Annotated in this window: 13 protein-coding genes; 9 read left to right on the forward strand and 4 right to left on the reverse strand. The window is 74.7% G+C overall.

The genetic code is table 11. The annotated features are described in order from the left end of the window. Positions 1-60 precede the first annotated feature (60 nt). The 6 genes from CNQ36_RS21740 (at position 61) to sucD (ending at position 8,703) form a co-directional block, all read left to right on the forward strand. Entirely contained in the window at positions 61-1,179 is a 1,119-nt protein-coding gene (locus CNQ36_RS21740; protein ID WP_121548541.1) for an ATP-binding protein, read from the forward strand. After that, entirely contained in the window at positions 1,176-3,515 is a 2,340-nt protein-coding gene (locus CNQ36_RS21745) for a DUF5682 family protein (RefSeq protein WP_121547214.1), read from the forward strand. Before CNQ36_RS21740 ends, CNQ36_RS21745 begins: the two co-directional genes overlap by 4 nt. Before the next feature lie 23 nt (positions 3,516-3,538). Further along, a complete protein-coding gene (locus CNQ36_RS21750; RefSeq protein WP_121548542.1) occupies positions 3,539-4,693 on the forward strand; it encodes a VWA domain-containing protein in 1,155 nt (384 codons plus the stop codon). 174 nt (positions 4,694-4,867) lie between these two features. Then, on the forward strand, positions 4,868-5,788 hold the full coding sequence (locus CNQ36_RS21755) for a hypothetical protein (protein WP_163013325.1): 921 nt from the start codon (positions 4,868-4,870) through the stop codon (positions 5,786-5,788). 832 nt (positions 5,789-6,620) lie between these two features. Further along, entirely contained in the window at positions 6,621-7,799 is a 1,179-nt protein-coding gene (gene sucC, locus CNQ36_RS21760; protein ID WP_004926852.1) for an ADP-forming succinate--CoA ligase subunit beta, read from the forward strand. 19 nt (positions 7,800-7,818) lie between these two features. Next, complete coding sequence (gene sucD / locus CNQ36_RS21765) at positions 7,819-8,703, forward strand: succinate--CoA ligase subunit alpha (RefSeq protein ID WP_121547216.1); 885 nt, start codon at positions 7,819-7,821, stop codon at positions 8,701-8,703. Between the two features lie 79 nt (positions 8,704-8,782). On the opposite strand, the gene CNQ36_RS21770 is transcribed toward sucD, so the two are convergent. Then, the gene (locus CNQ36_RS21770; protein ID WP_121547217.1) at positions 8,783-10,003 is read right to left on the reverse strand and encodes a helix-turn-helix domain-containing protein; all 1,221 of its coding nucleotides are present in this window, start codon (positions 10,001-10,003) and stop codon (positions 8,783-8,785) included. Between the two features lie 96 nt (positions 10,004-10,099). Between CNQ36_RS21770 and CNQ36_RS21775 the strand changes: the two genes are divergently transcribed. After that, on the forward strand, positions 10,100-11,641 hold the full coding sequence (locus CNQ36_RS21775; RefSeq protein WP_228313036.1) for a cell division protein PerM: 1,542 nt from the start codon (positions 10,100-10,102) through the stop codon (positions 11,639-11,641). Positions 11,642-11,649: 8 nt separating this feature from the next. Here CNQ36_RS21775 and CNQ36_RS21780 read toward each other — a convergent pair whose 3' ends face one another. Next, positions 11,650-12,435, reverse strand: coding sequence for a membrane protein (locus CNQ36_RS21780; protein WP_040906311.1), 786 nt, complete (start codon positions 12,433-12,435; stop codon positions 11,650-11,652). Positions 12,436-12,819: 384 nt separating this feature from the next. On the opposite strand from CNQ36_RS21780, the gene purN reads away from it, so the two are divergent. Further along, a complete protein-coding gene (gene purN / locus CNQ36_RS21785; RefSeq protein WP_040906310.1) occupies positions 12,820-13,458 on the forward strand; it encodes a phosphoribosylglycinamide formyltransferase in 639 nt (212 codons plus the stop codon). Further along, on the forward strand, positions 13,455-15,017 hold the full coding sequence (gene purH, locus CNQ36_RS21790) for a bifunctional phosphoribosylaminoimidazolecarboxamide formyltransferase/IMP cyclohydrolase (protein ID WP_004926844.1): 1,563 nt from the start codon (positions 13,455-13,457) through the stop codon (positions 15,015-15,017). Before purN ends, purH begins: the two co-directional genes overlap by 4 nt. 80 nt (positions 15,018-15,097) lie before the next feature. On the opposite strand, the gene CNQ36_RS21795 is transcribed toward purH, so the two are convergent. Then, positions 15,098-15,847, reverse strand: a complete 750-nt coding sequence (locus CNQ36_RS21795) for an ALF repeat-containing protein (protein ID WP_121547218.1) — start codon at positions 15,845-15,847, stop codon at positions 15,098-15,100. Between the two features lie 255 nt (positions 15,848-16,102). Further along, positions 16,103-16,696, reverse strand: a complete 594-nt coding sequence (locus CNQ36_RS21800; RefSeq protein ID WP_121547219.1) for a hypothetical protein — start codon at positions 16,694-16,696, stop codon at positions 16,103-16,105. Positions 16,697-16,744: the final 48 nt, after the last annotated feature.

Raw genomic sequence — 16,744 nt, forward strand, 5'->3', positions numbered from 1 at the left:
GTGGCGTGGTGCACGGTGGGTGACAGATCCGAACCGGCCGAGCTGGAGGGGGACTCCGCCATGACTGTGTCCGTTGGACCGACGCCCGTCGACCCGCCCGCGCAGACGCTGCGGCCGCACGCCGAGGACGCCTTCGCCGCCGAACTCGCCGCGCTGGCGGCCCAGGACGACCGTCCTCGCCCCGCCCGCTGGCGGCTCTCCCCGTGGGCCGTCGCGACCTACCTGCTCGGCGGCGCCCTGCCGGACGGCACGGTGATCACCCCCAAGTACGTCGGTCCGCGCCGCCTCGTCGAGGTCGCCGTGACCACCCTCGCCACCGACCGCGCCCTGCTGCTGCTCGGGGTGCCCGGCACCGCGAAGACCTGGGTGTCCGAGCATCTGGCGGCCGCCGTCAGCGGCGACTCGACCCTGCTGGTCCAGGGCACGGCGGGCACCCCGGAGGAGGCCATCCGCTACGGGTGGAACTACGCCCGGCTGCTCGCCCACGGCCCCAGCCGCGACGCCCTCGTGCCCAGCCCGGTGATGCGGGCCATGGCGGAGGGCATGACCGTCCGGGTCGAGGAGCTGACCCGCATCCCGGCCGACGTCCAGGACACGCTGATCACGATCCTGTCGGAGAAGACGCTGCCGATACCGGAACTGGGCCAGGAGGTACAGGCGGTCCGCGGCTTCAACCTGATCGCCACGGCCAACGACCGCGACCGCGGGGTCAACGAGCTGTCCAGCGCCCTGCGCCGCCGCTTCAACACCGTCGTGCTGCCGCTGCCGGAGACCCCGGACGCGGAGGTCGACATCGTCTCGCGCCGGGTCGGTCAGCTGGGCCGCTCCCTCGACCTGCCGCCACTGCCCGACGGCGTCGACGAGATCCGCCGTGTCGTCACCGTCTTCCGCGAACTGCGCGACGGGGTCACCACCGACGGCCGCACGAAGCTCAAGTCGCCCAGCGGCACGCTGTCCACCGCCGAGGCGATCTCCGTCGTCACCAACGGGCTGGCGCTGGCCGCCCACTTCGGCGACGGCGTGCTGCGCGCCGGGGACGTCGCCGCGGGCATCCTCGGCGCGGTCGTCCGCGATCCGGCGGCGGACCGTGTCGTCTGGCAGGAGTACCTGGAGACCGTGGTCCGCGAGCGGGACGGCTGGAAGGACTTCTACCGAGCCTGCCGGGAGGCCGGTGCATGAGCGACGGGAAGGCGGAGGCCGGGGGACCGCTGCTGCTCGGCGTACGGCACCACGGGCCGGGGTCCGCGCGGGCGGTGCGGGCCGCGCTGGAGGAGGCCCGGCCCGGCGTGGTGCTGATCGAGGGCCCGCCCGAGGCAGACCCGTTGGTCGCCCTGGCCGCCGAGGAGGGCATGCGGCCGCCGGTCGCCCTGCTCGCCCACGCCGTGGACGAGCCCGGCCGGTCGGCCTTCTGGCCGCTCGCCGAGTTCTCCCCGGAGTGGGTCGCCATCCGCTGGGCGCTGGAACACGGGGTGCCGGCCCGTTTCATCGACCTGCCGGCGACGCACACGCTGGCCTGGACGGCGGACGGGGGAGACGACGGGGAGGGCGACCCGTCCGCGGGCGACGGCGTACGGATCGACCCTCTCGGGGCGCTCGCCGACGCGGCCGGGTACGACGACGCCGAGCGGTGGTGGGAGGACGCCGTCGAGCACCGGGGGACGGGCGAGGGGGACGCCCTCGCGCCGTTCACCGCCCTCGAGGAGGCCATGACCGCCCTGCGGGAGGAGTACGGCAGCGGGGGACACCGTCGGGACCTCGTGCGTGAGGCGCACATGCGGCTGCGGATCCGGGCGGCACGGCGCGAGTCCGCGGACGGCGTGGCCGTGGTGTGCGGGGCCTGGCACGTGCCCGCGCTGCGGCGCACGGCCACCGTCGCCGCCGACCGCGCCCTGCTCAAGGGGCTGCCCAAGGTCAGGACGGACATGACCTGGGTGCCCTGGACCCACCGCAGGCTCTCCCGGACGAGCGGCTACGGCGCGGGCATCGACGCCCCGGGCTGGTACGGGCATCTTTTCGCCGCCCCGGACCGCCCGGTCGAGCGGTGGCTGACCAAGGTGGCGGGGCTGCTGAGGGCGGAGGACCGGACGGTGTCGTCCGCGCACGTCATCGAGGCCGTACGGCTGGCGCAGACGCTCGCGGCCATGCGCGGACGCCCGCTGCCCGGCCTGAGCGAGACGACCGACGCCGTGCGGGCGGTGATGTGCGAGGGCTCCGACGTGCCGCTCGCGCTGGTGCACGACCAGTTGGTCGTCGGTGACGTGCTGGGGGAGGTGCCGGCGACGGCGCCCGCGGTGCCGTTGCAGCGGGACCTGGCACGGCTGCAGCGCCGGCTGCGGCTGAGACCGGAGGCGGCGCAGCGGGAGCTGGAGCTCGACCTGCGCAAGGAGACCGACGCGGGCCGTGGCGAACTGCTGCACCGGCTGCGGCTGCTCGGCGTCGGCTGGGGTGAGCCGGTCGTCTCCCGCGGCGGCACGGGGACGTTCCGCGAGACCTGGCGGCTGCGCTGGGAGCCGGAGCTGTCCGTGCGGGTCGCCGAGGCCGGGGTCTGGGGGACGACCGTGGCCGCCGCCGCGACCGCCAGGGCGGAGGCCGACGCGATCGCCGCGCGGGGCCTGGCCGACGTGACCGGGCTCGCCGAACACTGCCTGCTGGCCGGGCTGTCCGAGGCGCTGCCCACGGTGATGCGGGTCCTCGCCGACCGCGCCGCCCTCGCCACCGACGTCGGACACCTCGCCCGGGCGCTGCCCGCACTGGTCCGCTCGCTGCGCTACGGCGACGTGCGCGGCACCGACACCGCGGCGCTCGCCGGGGTCGCCGCGGGTCTCGCCGAGCGGGTCTTCGTCGGACTCCCGCCGGCCTGCGCCGCGCTGGACGCGGACGCCGCCGAGGAGATGCGGTGCCACGTCGACGCGGTGCACGGCGCGGTGGGCCTCCTCGGCGACGCCTCCGCACCGGGCCACGGAAGGCTGCGCGCCCGCTGGCAGTCGGTGCTGCGCACCCTCTCCGCGCGGGACACCGTGCCCGGCGTCATCCGCGGGCGGTCCGTGCGGCTGCTGCTGGACGACGGGGAGCTGGCTCAGGAGGAGGCCGCGCGGCTCATGGGACTCGTGCTGTCGCCGGGCACCCCTCCGACGGACGCGGCCGCGTGGATCGAGGGCTTCGTCGGCGGCGGCTCCGGCGGAGGGCTGCTCCTGGTCCACGACGAGCGGCTGCTCGCACTGGTCGACGCCTGGCTGACCGGCGTACCGGCGGAGGCGTTCACGGACGTGCTGCCGCTGCTGCGGCGGACGTTCTCGGCGTACGAGCCGGGCGTGCGGCGCACCCTCGGCGAACTGGTGCGGCGCGGACCGGGGGCACGCGGCGGCGGGGCGGCCGCCGTAACCGGCGCCCCCGGCTTCGCGCCCGGCCCCGACACCGCGCGGGCGGACGCCGTGCTGCCGGTGCTCCGGCTGCTGCTGGGACCGGGCGGGGACGACGGGGCGGCGCGCGACGGGCTCGCGCGGGTGACGGGATGACGGACACGGGGGAGGAGGCGGTCATGACGACGGACCCGGCGCGGGAGCGGCTGCGGCGCTGGCGGCTCGTGCTCGGCGGGGAGGAGGCCGAAGGGACCGGATGCGCGCTGTCCGGGCGGGACGCCGCGATGGACGGGGCGCTCTCCGCGCTCTACGGCACGGGGGACAAGCCCCGGGCGGGACGGGAGCGTGCGGCGGGGCTCGGGGCGTCGGCGCCGTCGGTGGCGCGCTGGCTCGGCGACATCCGGACCTACTTCCCCTCCTCCGTCGTCCAGGTGATGCAGCGCGACGCCATCGACCGGCTCGGCCTCGCCACGCTCCTGCTGGAACCGGAGATGCTGGAGGCGGCCGAGCCCGACGTCCACCTCGTCGGCACCCTGCTCTCGCTCGGCAAGGCGATGCCGGAGACGACGAAGGAGTCGGCACGGGCGGTGGTGCGCAAGGTCGTCGAGGACCTGGAGAAGCGGCTCGCCACCCGCACCCGGGCCGCCCTCACCGGCGCCCTCGACCGCAGCGCCCGGGTCCGCCGGCCGCGCCACCACGACATCGACTGGAACCGCACCATCGCCGCCAACCTCAGGCACTTCCTGCCGGAGTACGGGACGGTCGTGCCCGAGCGGCTCGTCGGCTACGGGCGCGCGTCCCGGTCGGTGAAGAAGGAGATCGTCCTCTGCGTCGACCAGTCCGGCTCGATGGCGGCGTCCGTCGTGCACGCGGCGGTGTTCGGGGCGGTGCTGGCGTCCATGCGGTCCGTCGACACGCGGCTCGTCGTCTTCGACACGGCGGTCGTCGACCTCACCGACCAGCTCGACGACCCCGTCGACGTGCTCTTCGGGACCCGGCTCGGCGGCGGCACGGACATCAACCGGGCCCTGGCGTACTGCCAGTCGCGGATCACCCGGCCCGCGGAGACGGTGGTCGTGCTGATCAGCGACCTCTACGAAGGGGGGATACGCCAGGAGATGCTGCAGCGGGTGGCGGCGATGAAGGCGTCGGGGGCGCAGTTCGTGGCACTGCTCGCGCTGTCCGACGAGGGAGCGCCCGCGTACGACAGGGAGCACGCGGCGGCGCTGGCCGCGCTGGGCGCCCCGGCGTTCGCCTGCACACCCGATCTGTTCCCGGAGGTGATGGCGGCGGCGATCGAGAAGCGGCCGCTGCCGATGCCGGACGTGGGGTGAGGGGACTGGACTCCGCCCGGCCCGCCCGGTGATAAGGGACATGAGTGTCCATCGGTGACGGAGGGCTTGCGCGACCTCGGGAGTCGCGTGCGAATATCGACGCCGTTCGATCAGGGATCCGTGAAGTGTCCCCAGCCGTCCCGCCGTCCCGCCGTCCGTGAGGACCCTCCCCTCTTGACCTGGCCAGCAGCCCTGCCCGGTGCCGCTCTGCGCGCGATGCGCACGGCGGCCGGATGGCGTGCGGTCCGGTTGGCCCTGCTGGTGGGCGCGGTGTTCGCGCTCGGCGTGCTGTGCGGGGAACGGGCGCAGGCAGCGGACGGCGGTCCGGTCGGGGGCACCTCCTCCGCCCTCGCGTCCCCGGTGCCGTCCGTCACCGGAGCGTCGCCCCTCGGGGCAGTCACCGAGCCGCGCCCGGATGTGGCCGGTCCGCTCCGTCCGTTGACCGGGACGGTCGTCCGGTCCGTGCGCGAGGGGGTCGTGCGGCCGGTCGGGGAACTGGTCGACGCGGTCACCGCACCGCTGGGCGAGGCGGCGCCGGGGCAGCTCCCCGGCACGCCCGAGCTCCCTGACCTCCCCGATCTCCCCGTCCCGGAGGAGTCCGGGCCGCTGCCGGAAGTGCCCGTGCTGCCCGACGTACCGGAGCGGACCCTGCCCGACCCGGACACGTCCGCCCCGCGACCGGGCGCCCCCGCGGCACCGCCGTCCGGCGCGTCCGGCCAGGACGGCCGGCACGCCCAGGACGCGCCGGCCGAACCGAAGGCGCCGGACAGACCGGTGGCCTCCGCGGGCCCGGTCCTCCACGGCCCTGCGCCCGTCCGGTCGGCCGACTCGGCGCACGGCGAGCACGGGCACCGGACGGCGCGGGACGCCGTGCGGGCCGGTCCGGCCCCCGCCCCCGACGCTCCCGCGGACCAGCCCGACGGCTCGGGCGGCAACCGCCCGGCCGCGGACCACGGCAAGCAGCGCCACGGCGACGCGTACGCCGTCACCGCGCACCACCGGCCGCCGCTCCGGCTTCTGCCCGGCACCACCGTGCCCGCCGAGGCGGCCGGCACCCGCGACCCGTACCGGGACGTCCCGGTCTCACCCGCCTAGGGCCGCGGCCCCTCCCTCCCCGCGGACGCGTGCCGCGGCGAGGACCCGCGGCGCACCGCCGGTCCGGGCCTCGGGCAATTGGCCCCCGGTCTCCCGGGCAACCTCCTCGGGCATCCGCCCGGGTCGGGCACCCGCCGGGCCATGGCACCCCGGCTTCGGGCACTCCCCAGTGCTTCGGGCACCCGCCGGACCCAGGAACCCCTTGGGCCTCGGGAACCTCCGGGTGTCGGGAACCTCTGGGTGTCGGGAACCTCTGGTCCCCGGGATCCCCCGGTCCCCGGGATCCCCCGGTCCCCGGGATCCCCCGGTCCCCGGGACCCCCGCCCCCACCGGAGACCGCCGCGCACCCTCGTCAGCCGCCGTACGCGTCCGCGCTTCCGCCCGCACCTGACTGGCGGGTAACAAATGACTCCGCGGGGCATCAGGACCCGGACAGCCGAAAGCCGTCGGTCTGTCCGGCCGTGATCCCGCGGAGGGGCGGCCGGTCCCCATAGGGGTGGGGGCCGGTCCCCCGGCAACGCCGGAGAGCAGGGCGTCCACCGCCCCTCCGGGTTGTCCTACAGGGCCTCACCGGGCCAACCCCAGCCCGGTGAGGCCCCTCACCTCCGGCACGCCGTGCCAGGGAGGACGGCATCATGTGACAGGTATCACCGCTCACGTGTGACCCGCGATTTAGAGAGGTCCCCCATGCGGCGATAACCTGCGAGACGGACATGCCGCGCGCTCGGTCACCGTGTGCGCCTCCCTTGTGACACAGCGGACGTCACGTTGCCCTTCGCGGCACGCCCACGCATCCAACGAACCGCGAGATCACTGATAGGGACGGAAGCGCGTGGACCTGTTCGAGTACCAGGCGAGGGACCTCTTCGCCAAGCACGATGTACCGGTGCTGGCCGGTGAAGTCATCGACACGCCTGAGGCGGCCCGCGCAGCCACTGAGCGTCTCGGTGGCAAGTCCGTCGTCAAGGCCCAGGTGAAGGTCGGCGGCCGTGGCAAGGCCGGCGGCGTCAAGCTCGCCGCCACCCCCGACGAGGCGGTCGAGCACGCGACCAACATCCTCGGCATGGACATCAAGGGCCACACGGTCCACAAGGTGATGATCGCCGAGACGGCCCCGGAGATCCTGGAGGAGTACTACGTCTCCTTCCTCCTCGACCGTGCCAACCGCACCTTCCTCTCCATCGCCTCCGTCGAGGGCGGCGTGGAGATCGAGGAGGTGGCGGCCAGCCGCCCGGAGGCCGTCGCCAAGACGCCGATCGACGCCAACGAGGGTGTGACCCCCGCCAAGGCCCGCGAGATCGTCGAGGCCGCGAACTTCCCGGCCGAGGTGGCCGACAAGGTCGCGAACGTCCTGGTCACCCTGTGGAAGACCTTCGTCGCCGAGGACGCGCTCCTCGTCGAGGTCAACCCGCTGGCCAAGGTCGCCTCCGGTGACGTCATCGCCCTGGACGGCAAGGTCTCCCTGGACGAGAACGCCGAGTTCCGTCAGCCGGAGCACGAGGCCCTCCAGGACAAGGCGTCGGCCAACCCGCTCGAGGCGGCCGCCAAGGAGAAGAACCTCAACTACGTCAAGCTCGACGGTGAGGTCGGCATCATCGGCAACGGCGCGGGTCTCGTCATGAGCACCCTGGACGTCGTCGCCTACGCCGGTGAGGCGCACGGCGGCGTCAAGCCCGCCAACTTCCTCGACATCGGTGGCGGCGCGTCCGCCGCCGTCATGGCGAACGGCCTGGAGATCATCCTCGGCGACCCGGACGTCAAGTCCGTCTTCGTCAACGTCTTCGGCGGCATCACCGCCTGTGACGAGGTCGCCAACGGCATCGTGCAGGCGCTTCAGCTGCTCGCGGACCGGGGCGAGGAAGTCACCAAGCCCCTCGTGGTCCGCCTCGACGGCAACAACGCCGAGCTGGGTCGCAAGATCCTCTCCGACGCCAACCACCCGCTGGTGCAGCGCGTGGACACCATGGACGGCGCGGCCGACAAGGCCGCCGAGCTCGCGGCTGCGAAGTAAGGGACGAGGACACACAGCCATGGCTATCTTCCTCAACAAGGACAGCAAGGTCATCGTCCAGGGCATGACCGGTGCCACGGGCATGAAGCACACCAAGCTCATGCTGGCCGACGGCACGAACATCGTCGGCGGCGTGAACCCGCGCAAGGCCGGCACGTCCGTCGACATCGACGGCAACGAGATCCCGGTCTTCGGCACCGTGGCCGAGGCGATGGAGAAGACGGGCGCCAACGTCTCCGTCCTCTTCGTCCCGCCGGCCTTCGCCAAGGCCGCCGTCGTCGAGGCCATCGACGCCGAGATCCCGCTCGCGGTCGTCATCACCGAGGGCATCGCGGTGCACGACTCCGCCGCCTTCTACGCGTACGCCGTGGAGAAGGGCGACAAGACCCGGATCATCGGCCCGAACTGCCCGGGTCTGATCAGCCCCGGACAGTCCAACGCCGGCATCATCCCGGGCGACATCACCAAGCCCGGCCGCATCGGCCTGGTCTCGAAGTCCGGCACGCTGACGTACCAGATGATGTACGAGCTGCGTGACATCGGCTTCTCGTCGGCCGTGGGCATCGGCGGCGACCCGGTCATCGGCACCACGCACATCGACGCGCTCGCCGCGTTCGAGGCCGACCCCGACACCGACCTGATCGTGATGATCGGTGAGATCGGCGGCGACGCCGAGGAGCGGGCCGCGGCCTACATCGCGGAGCACGTGACGAAGCCGGTCGTCGGCTACGTCGCGGGCTTCACCGCGCCCGAGGGCAAGACCATGGGCCACGCCGGCGCCATCGTCTCCGGTTCCTCCGGCACGGCCGCCGCCAAGAAGGAGGCCCTCGAGGCCGCCGGCGTCAAGGTCGGCAAGACGCCGACCGAGACGGCGAAGCTGGCGCGCGCCGTCCTGGCCGGCTGAGTCACCGGCCACGGCAGCACCGTACGGGTGGGCCCGTTCCCCGCAGTGGGGGACGGGCCCACCGTCGTCTCCGCCCAGGTCACCGGGTCTGCGGCGCCAGCCGTTCCGGTCCCCCCGGCAGCTCCTCGCGCAGCCGGTCGCGCAGTTCGCGCCGCTCCTCCGAGAGCGGGCCGGGAGCCACCCTCGGCGGGACGCCCCGCACCGTCTCGCCCGCCGGCACCGGCGGCTCGTAGCGGGTGGGGGCCGTGCGCAGGGTGAGCGCCGTGGTGCCGATCAGGGCGACCGTGAAGGCGACGGCGGCCCGGGTCCAGAAGCGGGCCCGGCGCTCGCTGCCGCCGCGCACCTCCGGCGGTTCGGCCGCCCGCAGCCGCCCGGTGGAGGCCAGCTCGGCCAGCCGCCGGTGCAGCTCGTCCGGGTCCGAGAGTTCCGGCAGCAGGGCGGCGACGGACTCCCGCGCGTAGGTGAGCCGGCCGGCCGCCGCCCGGGTGCTGGCCTCCGTCTCCGCCGCCGTCTCGGGCAGGCCGAGACCGACGCCGTCGTACAGCAGCAGCGTGCGGCGGTAGGGCGGCGGCAGGCGCAGCAGGGCGTCGAGGAGCGCGCGGTCGTCCGCGTCGGGGGGCGGGGGTTCGGCGCGCCGGTCGTGGCGGCGCCAGCGGTGCCAGGGGGAGAGGGCCCACTCGTACGCCGCCGCGCGGACCCATCCTGCCGGGTCCGGGTCGCGGGCCACCTCGGGCCAGCGGTCCCAGGCCCGCTGGAACGCCCGCTCCACGGACTCGCGGGCGAGGTCCCGGCGGCCGGTGAGCAGATAGGCCTGCCGTACGAGGGCGGGGGCGCAGAAGGCGTACAGGGCGTCGAAGGCCTGAGCGGGCGTCAGCCCAGCGGTCCCCTCGTGCCCGTCCGGCACGGGCTCCCGGCGCGGGGCGGCCGGCGGGGGCGCCTGCGCGAACGCGGAGGCCTCCGGCACGACCGCTCCGCGACGGGCCGGCTTCTCCAGACGCACCGTCACCACCGCAGTGCCCTCCTCCTTCTGACGGGCGAACACGGACTCACGCGCACCCGCACCCGCACCCCGTTCCGCGTCGCCGGCCGTGCCCGCCGGCCCGGCCAGAGCGGCCAGCAGCTTCGCGTACGCCTCCCGGTTCCGGCCGCGCGGCGACCTGCGGCCGGACTCCCAGGCACGCACCGTGCCGGGCCGTACGCCCACCCGTTCCGCGAGCCGGGCCCGGGTCAGCGCACCCGCCTCGCGCAGGCGCCGGCGTTCGTGGGGCGGGGGGAGCGGGGTGCCGGGGCTCCGCGTCACCGGACGCCCCTCCGTACGAAAAAGTACATAAACGTATATTGAGCGACACAACGGCGCTTCGCCCGTTACACCGGTAAAGCGCGTGTCGTTGGGAGCATGGCGGGCGTGATCCAGACCACCGCCCGCCGTACGACACCGGCCGCCCTGCTCACCCGGATCCGCGACCGCTCGCCCGGGCTGGCCGCGGCCCTCCTCGGCGGCGCCCTCGCGGCCGGACTGGGGCTCGCGGCGCTCACCGTCCTCGTGGTGCTGCTGTGGATCAGCTCGCCCTACCCCGACAGCGGACCGGGCGGCGCCCTGCACATCGCGGCCGCCCTCTGGCTGCTGGCGCACGGCGCCGAACTGGTCCGCGCCGACACGCTCTCCGGCACCCCCGCGCCCGTGGGACTGCCGCCGCTGCTGCTGCTCGCACTGCCGGTGTGGCTGCTGCACCGGGCGGCCCGCGACGCGGCGGAGGGCGGCGCGGGGGACTCCGGGAACGAGGCCCCGCTGGTCCCCGGCCGCACCGCCTGGGCGGGCGTCGTCCTCGGCTACCTCGCCGTCGGCGCCCCGGCCGCGCTCTACGCCTCGGGCGGCGGACTGCGGCCCGCGTGGGCGGGGACAGGCGTGTGCGTGGCGCTGGTCGCCGGGCTCGCCGCCGCCGCGGGGGTGTGGACGGCGTACGGCCGTCCGAGCGGACCGCTGGAGCGGGTGCTGGGCGCGGTGCTGCCGAGGGGCGTACGCCATCTGGTCCTCGGGCCGGACGGCCGCCCGGGGGTCGCGGCGCGGGCGGCGGCCGCCGGAGCGGCGGTGCTCGCCGGGGGCGGGACGCTGCTGCTCGCGGTGTCGCTCGGAGGGCACGCGGGGGAGGCCCGGCAGGCGTTCCTGCGGCTGACCGAGGGCTGGTCGGGCTGGGTGGCGGTGCTGCTGCTCTGCGTCGCGCTCGCCCCCAACGCCGCCGTCTGGGCGGCCGCGTACGCCCTCGGCCCGGGCTTCCTCCTCGGCGCCGGCGCCCGGGTGACCCCGCTGTCCTCCGCGCCCGCCCCGCCGCTGCCGCCGTTCCCGCTGCTCGCCGCGGTACCGGACGCCGGTGAAACCGCCGTGAACTGGGCGGCGGGGGCGCTGCCGGTGACCGCGGGGGCGGTACTGGGGTGGTACGTGGGCCGGGGGGCGTCACGGAGCGGACGCGCCCCGGCACCCGCCTGGACGCCCGGCCGGACCGCCGGCGCGGCGGTACTGGCGGCCGGGCTCTGCGCGGCCGCGCTGTCCGCGCTCGCGGCGCTCGCCGGCGGCCCGCTGGGCGTCTCGGCGCTCGCCCGGTTCGGCCCGGTCTGGTGGCAGGTCGGAGCGGCCGCGCTCGCCTGGCTCGCCCTGGTGGCCGTCCCGGTGTCACTGGCGGTACGCGCCTGGCGGCGGCGTCCGTCCCCGGGCGACGCCGGCCCCGCCGCACCCAGGCTCCCCCGCGCCATGACGAAGGCGAAGGCGAAGGCGAAGCCTGCCGCACCCGGCCGGCGCCGGCCGCCCGCGCGGCCCCCGTCCGACGACCCCGGGGAGCCGTACCTGCTCGCTCCCGCCCCCGCCGCACGGGACGAGGTGTGGGACTGGGAGATGCCGTTCGCCGTGCGGGACGCGGACCCGAGGCCCGGCGCCGGGGAGTGAGGCCGGTGTCAGTCGCCCGTGCCCAGCAGATCGCGCAGCTGCTCGGGGAGGAGGTCGCTGCAGGACTGGCGGGCCTCATGGGTGAGGGCGTCGTTGGTGCAGGTGTAGTAGTCGCTGTAGACCAGCTGGGCCGTGAAGGACGCGGCGACCAGGGCGAGCGCCAGCGACCCGGTGACCAGCCCGCTCACCGCGGCCGTGGTCTGCGGCCGGCCCTTCTGCTCGGGCGCCGGGGAGTCCGGGTCCTGCGCACGGGGCTTGGCGCGCAGGGCGCTGATGCCCCAGTACAGGGACAGCGCGCCCAGCAGCAGCGCGATGTAGGGCCAGCTGAACAGGGCGAAGAAGAAGGCCCACATGCCGCCCAGCAGGGCGTAGCGCGCCCGGCGCTGGGCCGGGTCGGTGGGGTCCCAGCGCATGCCGGGCCCCTGGGAGCCGCCTCCCTGCCCCTCGGGGCGGCGCGGGCGCTCGCCGAAACCGTCGGGGGAGCGGCCGGGCTGCCGGTCGCTCCAGTTGCGGCCCCAGGGAGAGCGGCCGCCGCCCTCCCCGCCGGACGGCTGCCTCGGCTGCCAGGGCCGGTCGGGGGTGCCCTCCGGCGGCGGCGCGAACGGGTTGTCGTCCTGGGATCCCTGGGTTCCCCCGGTCCCCTCGGCGCCCTCGCGCCGGTCGTCGCCGCTGCCCTCGCCCCGGGGAGCGTCGGGCGGGGAGGCGGGGCGCTCCCGCAGCAGCACGGTGCCCCGCTCCCCTCCCTGGGCCGACTGCTGGGGGAACGTGAGGAGTCGCAGGCTGCGGTCCGGCATCAAGTGAGCGTCTTCCCCTTAATGAGCACGGCGTGGTCCGGCGCGGCCGCCTCGCACGACGTATCGACTACGACTGAGCTGTGAGCTGGTGCGTTCCCGTCAGCTCCGCGCGGCCCGGGCCCGTCATCCTGTGAACGCCCGGTGCGCGGTTCGCGTTCCCGCGCCCCTGGTGACCCAGGACCGGCTTTCCCGGACCGGCTCTTCCCAGACGCTACCTTCCGGCCACGCCCCCGTCCCGTGGGGGCCGCCCGGTGTGCCGGTATCGTTGCTGACGGTCGGCCGCTTCGTAGGCTTCCCCGTATCCGGGAGCGCGAAGCATTCGTAGGAATGTACAAAGCGCTGTGCCGCCGGCCGCACGGACGCTCCCCGAGAAAGGGCCCCACCGTGGCCGCCAAGCCCGTGGCCGAGCGCGCCAGGCGTCTCGTCGTGCTGGTCTCCGGATCCGGCACCAATCTGCAGGCGCTCCTCGACGAGATCGCCGCCACCGGCACCGAGGAGTACGGGGCCGAGATCGTGGCCGTCGGCGCCGACCGCGAGGGCATCGAGGGACTGGCCCGCGCCGAGCGCGCGGGACTGCCGACCTTCGTGTGCAGGGTCAGGGACTACCCGACCCGCGAGGAGTGGGACGCGGCGCTCGCCGAGGCCGTCGCCGCCCACGAACCCGACCTCGTGGTGTCCGCCGGGTTCATGAAGATCGTGGGGAAGGAGTTCCTCGCGCGCTTCGGCGGGCGCTTCGTCAACACCCACCCCGCCCTGCTGCCCAGTTTCCCCGGAGCCCACGGCGTACGGGACGCGCTCGCGTACGGCGCCAGGGTCACCGGCTGCACCGTCCACTTCGTCGACGACGGCGTCGACACCGGGCCGATCATCGCGCAGGGCGTGGTGGAGGTCCGGGACGAGGACGACGAGAGCGCTCTGCACGAGCGCATCAAGGAAGTCGAGCGAAGGCTGCTCGTCGAGGTCGTGGGGCGGCTCGCCCGCAACGGCTATCGCATTGAGGGACGAAAGGTAGTTATCCAGTGACCGCCGAGAGCAACAAGCGGGCCATCCGACGGGCGCTCGTCTCCGTCTACGACAAGACCGGCCTCGAGGACCTCGCGCGCGGCCTGCACGAGGCCGGCGTGGAGCTCGTCTCCACCGGGTCCACCGCCGCGCGGATCGCCGCCGCGGGCGTCCCGGTCACCAAGGTCGAGGAGCTCACCGGCTTCCCCGAGTGCCTGGACGGCCGCGTCAAGACCCTGCACCCCAAGGTCCACGCCGGCATCCTCGCCGACCTGCGCCTGGAGGACCACCGCAACCAGCTCGCCGAGCTGGGCGTGGAGCCGTTCGACCTGGTCGTCGTGAACCTCTACCCGTTCCGTGAGACCGTCGCCTCCGGCGCGACGCCCGACGAGTGCGTGGAGCAGATCGACATCGGCGGCCCGTCCATGGTGCGCGCCGCCGCGAAGAACCACCCGTCGGTCGCCGTCGTCACCAGCCCCGCCCGGTACGCCGACGTCCTCGGGGCCGTCCGCGACGGCGGCTTCGACCTCACCACCCGCAAGCGGCTCGCCGCGGAGGCCTTCCGGCACACCGCCGCGTACGACGTCGCCGTCGCCTCCTGGTTCGCCTCCGACTACGCGCCCGTGGACGACTCCGGGTTCCCCGACTTCCTGGGCGCCACCTGGGAGCGGAAGAACACCCTGCGCTACGGCGAGAACCCGCACCAGCCCGCCGCCCTGTACGTCTCGGGCACGGGCGGCCTCGCCGAGGCGGAGCAGCTGCACGGCAAGGAGATGTCGTACAACAACTACACGGACACGGACGCCGCGCTCCGTGCCGCGTACGACCACGCCGGACCGGCCGTCGCGATCATCAAGCACGCCAACCCGTGCGGCATCGCGACCGGCGCGGACGTCGCCGAGGCGCACCGCAAGGCGCACGCCTGCGACCCGCTGTCGGCGTTCGGCGGCGTGATCGCCGTCAACCGCCCGGTCAGCAAGGAGATGGCGGAGCAGGTCGCGGAGATCTTCACCGAGGTCATCGTCGCGCCGGACTACGAGGACGGCGCGCTGGAGGCCCTCACCAAGAAGAAGAACATCCGCGTCCTGCGCGCCCCCGGGGCCCCGTCCGCCCCCGTCGAGGTCAAGCCGGTCGACGGCGGCGCCCTCCTCCAGGTCACCGACCGCCTCCAGGCCGAGGGCGACGACCCGGCCGCCTGGACCCTCGCCACCGGTGCGGCCCTCTCCGAGGCGGAGCTGGCCGACCTGGCCTTCGCCTGGAAGGCCTGCCGCGCGGTGAAGTCCAACGCGATCCTGCTCGCCAAGGACGGCGCCTCGGTCGGCGTCGGCATGGGGCAGGTCAACCGGGTCGACTCCGCGAAGCTGGCGGTGGAGCGGGCGGGCGCCGAGCGCGCGGCCGGTTCCTTCGCCGCCTCGGACGCGTTCTTCCCGTTCCCCGACGGCCTGGAGATCCTCGTCGAGGCGGGCGTGCGGGCCGTGGTTCAGCCCGGCGGTTCGGTCCGTGACGAACTGGTCGTCGAGGCCGCGAAGAAGGCGGGCGTGACCATGTACTTCACCGGCACGCGCCACTTCTTCCACTGACGGTCCGTCCGCCCGGCCGCCCCCCCCGGGGGCGGCCGGGCGGACGCCGCTCGTGCGCGCCGTCCGCCCGCGCGGCGGTTCTACGCGTCCACCTCGTACCGGCCGGTCTCCAGGAAGTACCGCAGCTCCTCGGGGGTGCCGTCGATGACCTCCTCGGCCGCGGCGCGGAGCGCGGCGCTGATGTCCGGGTCGGCCAGGATGCGCGCGACGGCGACCCGGTCGTCCTCGGCCTGCGCGAGGCGGTAGCCGGTCTCCAGGAAGGCGCGCGCGTTCTCCGGGGTGGGCGCATCGAGGATCTCGTTGATCTCCCGGATGACGCGCTTGCCGGCGTAGGGCTTGGCCAGCAGGGTGGTGATGGCGACGAGGTCGTCCTCGAACCGGGCCAGGCGGTAGCCGGTCTCGAGGAAGGCGCGCGCGGCTTCCGGGGTGCCCGCCTCGAGGGCCTCGACGGCCTCCCGCTGGACGCCCTTGCCGGACTCCGGATCACCCAGGATGCGGAAGATGGCCACCCGGTCGTCCTCGAACTGCGCCAGGCGGTAGCCGGTCCTCAGGAACTCGCGCATGTCCTCCACGGAGCCGTCGAGGGCTTCGCCGGCCTCGCGGATGACGCCCCGGCCGGAGTCCGGGTCGTCCAGGATGCGGAGGATGGCGATGCGGAGTTCCTCCTCCGACATCTCGTCCACCGGCGTGCCCGGGTCGTCCGTGACCGACGCCGCCGTCACCGCGACGGGCGCCGGGGCCGTGTCCGCGGCGAAGGCCGGGGCGGTGAGCAGAAGGGCCGGCGCCAGCGCCGTGGCGGCCACCAGGACAGCACCGCGGGTCACTCTCATGCCTGAACCTGCCTTCTCGGTAGGGGATTTCACGAGGTGCGGCGAGCGCCGCTTCGAACACCCTTTCACTTCCCGCCGCCGGAGATCACTGCCGGATCCGGGCAAGCCTGACGCCCCGTCATTGCCGGTGCGTGGAGAACTCCGATCCCGCGTCCGGGGGGGGCGGACGCACCAGGGCCGTGCCTCCCCGGCTCCGGGTGAGGCACGGCCCTTGGGTGTGGCAGCGGCGCGAGCTCTCCCGCGCTTCCCGCCGGTTCAGTAGCGCGGTCGCCCGAACCATTCCGCGCTGGTGCGCTTCGCCGCGAAGACGATCGTCAGCACCGCGACGATCATGATGACCAGGCCGAGGCCGTACATCGCGAGCGAGAAGATACCGCTCACGATTGCGAACGAGGCGTACACGATCGAGCAGACCCGGACGGTGTTGCCGCCCTTGGCGTACTGCAGCAGCAGCACCAGGCCGATGACCGCGAAGACGGCGGCCAGGCCCAGGAAGAAGACGACGACGCCCTTGCCCAGGTCCGCGTACCGCTCGGCCTCGGCGTCACCGGTGATGCCGGCCTCGAGCATCGTCTTGTCCCAGTCGGCCAGCGCCTTGCCGTAGACGGCCGCGATGACGAGGTGCGCCGCGGCGATCACGGCGAGCAGGATCTGCGCGGCGCGCGTGATGCCGGGCATCTGGGTGAGGACGGGACCGCCGCCGTACGGCTGGGAGACCGGCGGGGCGGAGGGGTAGCCGTAGCCCTGCTGCGGGACGCCGGGCTGCTGCGGGTAGCCGTAGCCCGGGTTGCCGGCCGGCGGCTGCTGGGGCGGCTGCCCGTAGGGGTTGTTCGGGTCGCCGAAACTCATGGCGGTTCTTCCTCCGTTGCGCTTCATGTGCGGGGACGACGCGAGGCT

It is taken from the genome of Streptomyces fungicidicus (assembly GCF_003665435.1).
GTDB classification, from domain to species: Bacteria; Actinomycetota; Actinomycetes; order Streptomycetales; family Streptomycetaceae; genus Streptomyces; species Streptomyces fungicidicus.